5 protein-coding genes are annotated in these 6,252 nt (G+C 61.7%); 1 reads left to right on the top strand and 4 read right to left on the bottom strand.

Annotation, left to right across the window (positions count from 1 at the left end; translation table 11 throughout):
• Positions 1-138: 138 nt before the first annotated feature.
• Complete coding sequence (locus LU671_RS24975; protein ID WP_269806823.1) at positions 139-336, top strand: DUF3077 domain-containing protein; 198 nt, start codon at positions 139-141, stop codon at positions 334-336.
• A 160-nt stretch (positions 337-496) separates the two neighbouring features.
• Here the strand turns inward: LU671_RS24975 and LU671_RS24970 are convergent, their stop codons facing one another.
• From LU671_RS24970 to LU671_RS24955, 4 genes are all read right to left on the bottom strand, one after another.
• Positions 497-1,390, bottom strand: coding sequence for an RHS repeat-associated core domain-containing protein (locus LU671_RS24970; RefSeq protein ID WP_232857259.1), 894 nt, complete (start codon positions 1,388-1,390; stop codon positions 497-499).
• A 711-nt stretch (positions 1,391-2,101) separates the two neighbouring features.
• A complete protein-coding gene (locus LU671_RS24965; protein ID WP_232857257.1) occupies positions 2,102-4,585 on the bottom strand; it encodes a TonB-dependent siderophore receptor in 2,484 nt (827 codons plus the stop codon).
• A 103-nt stretch (positions 4,586-4,688) separates the two neighbouring features.
• Positions 4,689-5,624, bottom strand: coding sequence for a FecR domain-containing protein (locus LU671_RS24960; protein ID WP_232857256.1), 936 nt, complete (start codon positions 5,622-5,624; stop codon positions 4,689-4,691).
• 11 nt (positions 5,625-5,635) lie between these two features.
• Positions 5,636-6,136, bottom strand: coding sequence for a sigma-70 family RNA polymerase sigma factor (locus LU671_RS24955; protein WP_232857254.1), 501 nt, complete (start codon positions 6,134-6,136; stop codon positions 5,636-5,638).
• Positions 6,137-6,252: the final 116 nt, after the last annotated feature.

The following is a 6,252-nucleotide window of genomic DNA, read 5'->3' as shown; positions in this document are numbered from 1 at the left end:
AGCTAAATCAATGAGTTACGGTTAGTTTCACGAGAGAGGATTTCGCAAATGGACAACGAAACCCCTGCAGACCACGGCCAGCTCGGCTGGACCGTCGGCAGCTGCACTTGCCTGTAAGGCGCCACCAAAGGCACGCGCCTGTTCCGTGTAGAACCCGGCAACTGCGCGAGCCATGCCATGGAGCAGGCTTCCGCGCTGCTCGACAGCGCACGCCGGGCTTCCCTCATTGGTGTGATGGACAACGAACCGGTGCTGGTCTGGGCATCGCACTACCTGAGCGATATGGCCAAGGCCTTGATGGATGATGCGCATATGGGGATGTTGAAGAAGGTGTGAAACAGGGCCCGGCGGTTCGAAAAGGACCGCTTAGCCTCATGACGGAATGCAGATAGGCAGGTTTATAAAGGAATGTGCACCGTATTCTACAGTACTCATTGCCCTCGCAGTCGTCGCGCCCAACTGACGAGTTTTTCTAACTTGCTATATATCGCGCAGGTCAGGCATCAACTCGTATATTGCTTGACTTCGAGTTTAAATCTGTGTTGCGCTCGTAATATGAATTTCTGCGAAATAGCGCTGATTTTTTTGTGGGCAGCACTTTTATTTTGTCAAATGAGCTTTCAAAGAAAACCATTATTTTATAATCGGCGGCATAGTCGAAATCCTTACCTCTTTTGAGGTTGTTAAAGTCCTTTATGTATACCCCGTAAATGCGCGCCTTGGACCGGGTGCGGGATGCACTCATGCCGGCGTAAGCTGTTGCCAGTTTGTAGTCGTCAGTTACGTAGAAACCGTCTCCATGAGCACCTTTGCCAAAATATCCAGGGTCGATTCCCGCAGCTAACGATTTCTCATAAATCGAAGCGCTACCATGAAACCCAATCAACTGATAATCATTTTGCGCATTCTTGTGCTTAAATAAATTTCTTATGGTTCGGGCGGTGTCTGTAATAAACTGCCCAACTGTAATGTGTCCATCTGGATCTTTGTTGTTTACTGGATCCCCCAAGCAATAAATATATGAATTTAGGCCGCCAGCACCAAAAGGGCTAATGCTGTCAGGGCTGTTGAAGCGCTTTAATGAGGGGCTGAACGCCCGATAACCGTGACCTAAGTGATAGCGCTGCGTCAAAGGATCAAAGGGCTCGCCGTTAAAGCCAAGCAGCGCCAATACACCTTTATGCCAACCATAGGGGGAGTAGACAATGCATCGTCGTGGATGTGCGGACTTGAACAGGCTCGAGGGCGAATGATTTTGTTCAGCGGCTATCAGAGTGGTGATGTGCGAGCTGCATCTGAATTTTTGTCTAACGGATACGTCTGGTAGTGCACGGCTTAGAGTATTGCCTGACAAGATTTCGCCAGCGGTGCGCTTCGAATCAATAGACATTTAGGTCCGTCCGGCAGTTACGGTCTGGCACATAAACATTCCACTGCTACCTGAAAATAGATACTAGTAAAATTGATAGCTATCTGTTGAGGCACCGAAGCGAGCGGTTAAAAATTTCTGGTGGCGGCAGGAAAGTCGAAAGTCACGCAGGCCGCGCTCGGTTTCTAAGGCGGCACCTGCAGTAGGTTTTATTTCACCCGAATGGATGGCGGCTGATCAGCCGGAGCGGTTCGTCAGCGCTGTTGAGGCTTTCCTCAAGCCGTGAGCAGAGCGCGGGTGATGAAACGTTGGCGTGCTTACGGGCAGCCCTCTCAAGGTCTTTGGGGGCAAGAGCTGTTGACCGAGTGAGGGCCTCCAGGTGTCCGCCGCAACCTTTCCAGCGCCTATGAGATCGAGCGCCGCCCGCGCGGCGCATCGCGGCACAAGGCCGCTCCCACATCTGTTTCGGGCCAGTCAGTCCTGTGCCATTACCTGGTCCGCCTTGTTGGTCCGACGCGGTTTCAGCGTGGGCACCACTGCCGCTTCACCTGTCTCAAGACATGCACCAAGGCGGGCAACCATGGCCTGACAGGTTCGGTACGTTGCAACAGATGTGTGAGCGGCCTTGTGCCGCGATGCGCCGCGCGGGCGGCGCTCGATCTCACAGGCGCAAAAGCCTTCGCGGCGAACACCTGGAAAGGCCTGGCGCTTACAACGCCGTCCCTGCCCCCATCAGAAACTCCCCTTGAGCGTCACCATGAAGTTACGCGGCTCACCGTAGTGGTTGCCCCAGCCAGCAGCCCCGATGGTCGCGTAATAGCGCTTGTCCAACAGGTTGTTGCCGTTCAACGCCAGGCTCCAGTGCTCGTCGAGGCGGTACTGCACGCGGCCGCTCCACAGCGTGTAGCCCGCTTGCTCGATGCTCAGGTTGCCCTGGCGGCGGAAGTTGTCGCTCTGGCTGGAAACCCCGGCACCGACCGTCCAGCGCTCGAGCGCGCCGTCGAGCTGGTAGTCGCCCCAGACCTTGAGCATGTGCCGCGGGATGAAGCTGGAGGTAAAGTTGAGCTCGGTCGGGTCGGTCTGGTTGATGGTGCTCAGGTACTTGGTCTGGGTGTAGGTGTAGCCCGCCAGCAGTTCCAGGCGCTCGATGGGCGAGCCGCTGACCTCGGCCTCGAAGCCCTGGGCGCGGACCTTGCCGCTGTCGGTGTAGCAGTACTGGTCGCCCGAGCCCATGCAGGTGGCGGCGTAGTCGGTTTCGGCGCGGTGCTCCTCGACCGTGCGGAAAAGGTTGAAGGCGGTGTTGAGCGCGCCGCCGAACAGTTCGCCCTTGATGCCCAGCTCGTAGTTGGCGCCGGTCTTGGGTTGCAGGGCCTGGCCCTGGGCATTCACCAGGTTGCTCTGCGGCTGGAAGATATCGGCGTAGCTGGCGTAGGCGGTCCACTCATCGTTGAGGTCATAGAGCACCGCGGCGAAGGGCGTGACCTGGCCGTTTTCCTGGCTGCGGTTGTGTACCCAGTAATCCCAGGCCTGGGTGTAGGAGTCGCTCTGGTTGCGGTACCAGCTCACCCGCGTGCCGAGCACCAGGGTCAGCGGCTCGGCCAGCTTCAGGCGCAGGGTGGCGTAGGTGCCGTACTGGCTGGTGGTGGAGTCGCTGGGCGCGCTGCCGCCACGGCTGGGGTTGGCCAGGAATTGGTCCTTGGACGGGTGGGGGAAGGCCCCTGACGGGTCGAAGGGGTTCTGGGTGCCGCCGAGTGGCATCAGCGCGAAGTAGTCGTGGGTCTTCTGCCGACTGGCGTTGGCGCCCACGATCAGCTCGTGCTCGAGGCCGAACGCCTCGAACTTGCCGTCGACGTAGCTATCGAAGCCGTAGTCGTCCTGGTCGTAATCGAACCGGCCGACAATACGGCGCATTCCGGCGCTGCTGGCGCCGACCGGCACCGCGCCCTCGGAATAGCCGTATTCGATGTTCTGGTTGTTGTGGGTGTAGACCGAGGCGAAGTTCAGCGTCCAGTCGTCGTTGAAGCGATGCTTGAGGTCGGCGAAGCCGGTGATGCGCTGGCTCTGCTGGTCATTCCAGGTGGCGCCCAGGCATGTGGAGCGCGACAGCTTCAGATCGCTGCCGTCGGCATAACGGGGCAGGCCGGTATAGCACGGCGAGGCGTCGACGTCTTCATAGGCAAGGCCCACGCCCAGGGTTGTGTCGGGCGTCACGTCCCAGTCGAGGGCGCCGTACAGCACCTGGTCCTGGCGCTTGGCGTTGTCGTAGAAATACTGACGATCCTGCAGGGTCGCCACGGCGCGGCCGCGCACGGTGCCCGATTCGTTCAGCGGGCCGCCGACGTCCACCTGGCCTCGGTAGTTGTCCCAGGTGCCGGCGGACAGGGTCAGCGTGGTGTGGGCCTTGTCCTGGCCGCGCTTGCGCACGAAGTTGACGCCGCCAGCGGAGGAGCCTGAGCCCTTCATCATGCCAGCGGCGCCCTTGAGGATCTCGACCCGGTCATAGAAGGCCATGTCGCTGGAGAAGCTGTTGGCCTGCACGTAGTTGCCGCCCACATCCAGCGGTACGCCGTCGTACTGGTACTGGCCGTCGAGGTTGAAGCCACGGGAATAGAAGTACTTGCCGCCCATGGGCGAGTCGTAGACGGTGATGCCGGGGGTTTTGTCCAGCACCTGCTCCAGGGTATTGAGGTTCTGGTCGTCGAGCATCTTGCGGGTCATCACGGTGACCGACTGCGGCGTTTCCTTGAGGCTGTGCACGCCTTTGCCGATGGTCACCGCGCGCGCGGCGTAGGACTGGGTGCCCTCGCTGGTGGCATCGAGGCGGTTGGCGTCGATGGTCAACGGCCCCAGTTCCATCGCCGCGCCATTGTCGGCCGGCACCAGCACATAGCCGCCGTTGCCCTGGCGCTGGGCTTGCAGCCCGCTGCTGGCGAGCAGGCGCAGCAGGCCTTCCTCGACGCTGTAGCTGCCGTCGAGTCCGGCGGTGTTGAGGTGGCGGGTCTGCTCGGTGTCGAACGAGATGGTTACCCCCGCCTGCACGCCGAACTGGGTGATCGCATTGCCCAGGGGGCCGGCGGCGATATGGTAGGTGTTCTGGCTGCTGGCCATGGCATGGGCCGGCGCGAGCAGCGCGCAGGGCACGCTGGCGAGGGACAGGCCGAAGGCGAACCGGCGGATGGCCAGGCGCAGGCGGGCGGTGGGGTGGGGAGCGGGCATTGGGTGATCCTTGCGTGTCATGGCGGAAAGTCGCTGTCGTCGCGGCTTGTGTCATGGACGGACGAGAATCGAAATCAGCAAGATTGCGGAAAACTTTTTTCGCTCAGGCAGGCTCCACGCTGACCCAGTAGCGGCTCAGGTAGCGCACCTTCACCGGCAGGGATTTGGGCAGGTTCGCCAGGGCGATATCGGTGTCGTCGATACGGAACGAGCCGGAAATGCTCATGCCGCGAATGGCCGGGGCGCAGCGCAGCACCCCGCTTCGGTAGCGGCCCAGCTCGTCGATGAAGTCACCCAGGCGCCAGTCGTTGACGCTGAGCATGCCCTGGACCCAGGCCGTCGAGTCGGCGGGCAGGGGCTGGGCGCGGGCCAACGTGTCGCGGTCGAAGCCGGCCTGTTGCCCTGCGTCCAGGCGCAGCACCTGGTCGAGATGGTGCTTGGGCCGAATCTCGACGGCCGACTGCAACACACCGACCCGTGTCTGCTCCGCTAGCTGCCGCACACTGAACCGCGTACCCAGCGCCCGCACGCTGCCGTTGTCGGTGTGCACGATAAACGGGCGCCGGGCGGGGTCGCTGGCGGTGCTGACCAGGATCTCGCCGCGATAGAGTTGGATCGCCCGTACCTGCGCATCGAAACGCACATCCAGCGCGGTGTCGACGTTCAGTTCCAGTTGCGAGCCGTCGTCCAGGCGCAGCGAGCGCCGTTCGCCGCTGCCGGTGCGCTGCTGGGCGAGGAGGGCGCGGTAGGGCACCTGCTCGCTGGCCAGCCAGGTGCCGCCGCCGACGGCCAGCAGCATGCCCAGTACTTTCAGCACCTCGCGGCGCTGCGCCTGGGCCGCGCCCAAACCCGACAGCGCGGCCTGGCGTGGCACCATTGCCCATTGTCGCTGAAGCTTCTCCACTCGCGTCCAGGCTTCGGCATGCGCCGGACTTGCGGCCAGCCACGTCTGCCAGGCCTGGGTCCGTGCAGTGTCGGTATCACCGTCATTGAGCTGCACGTACCAGGTCGCGGCCGCTTCGAGTGTCTTCATATCCATAGCCCGGGCCCTCAGCTCTCGACCACCAGCAGGCAGCGGGTCATGGCCCGGATCAGATGGTTCTTCACCGTGGTCACCGAGACGTCGAAGCGTTCGGCGACCGCCGCATAGGTCAGCCCTTCCAGTTGCACCGCGAGGAAGATGTCGCGGGTCCTGGGGCCGAGCTCGTCGAGCATTGCATCGACCGATACCAGCATCTCGATGATCGACAGGCGAATCTCCGGCGACACCTCGACCGGTTCGGGTCGCAGGGCCAGGGCCTGCAGGTAGGCCTGCTCGATGGCGCGGCGGCGAACCTTGTCGATCAGCAGTGCGCGGGCGATGGCGCTGAGGTAGCTGCGCGGCTCGCGGATGGGCGCCTGGTTGCGGGCGGTCATGACCCGCAGGAAAGTGTCGTGGGCCAGGTCGGACGCATCGGCGGTATTGCCCAGGCGCGCGCGCAACCAGCTTTTCAACCAGCCGTTGTTCTCGCTGTACAGCTGGTGCAGCGCCGAGCGGTCGAGCGTCGACATAGAGCGGGATCCATGATGTAAATGGTAATTGCTCGCATTGTCTCGGTGCGGCGGGGGGATTGCAAGGTCCACGGCTGCTGGCGTGGCTTGCGCGTACTAGATGACTGCCAACGAAT

It is taken from the genome of Pseudomonas sp. NMI760_13 (assembly GCF_021283245.1).
In the GTDB taxonomy this organism is placed as follows: domain Bacteria; phylum Pseudomonadota; class Gammaproteobacteria; order Pseudomonadales; family Pseudomonadaceae; genus Aquipseudomonas; species Aquipseudomonas peradeniyensis.
This window is presented reverse-complemented; position numbering and strand designations above follow the sequence as displayed.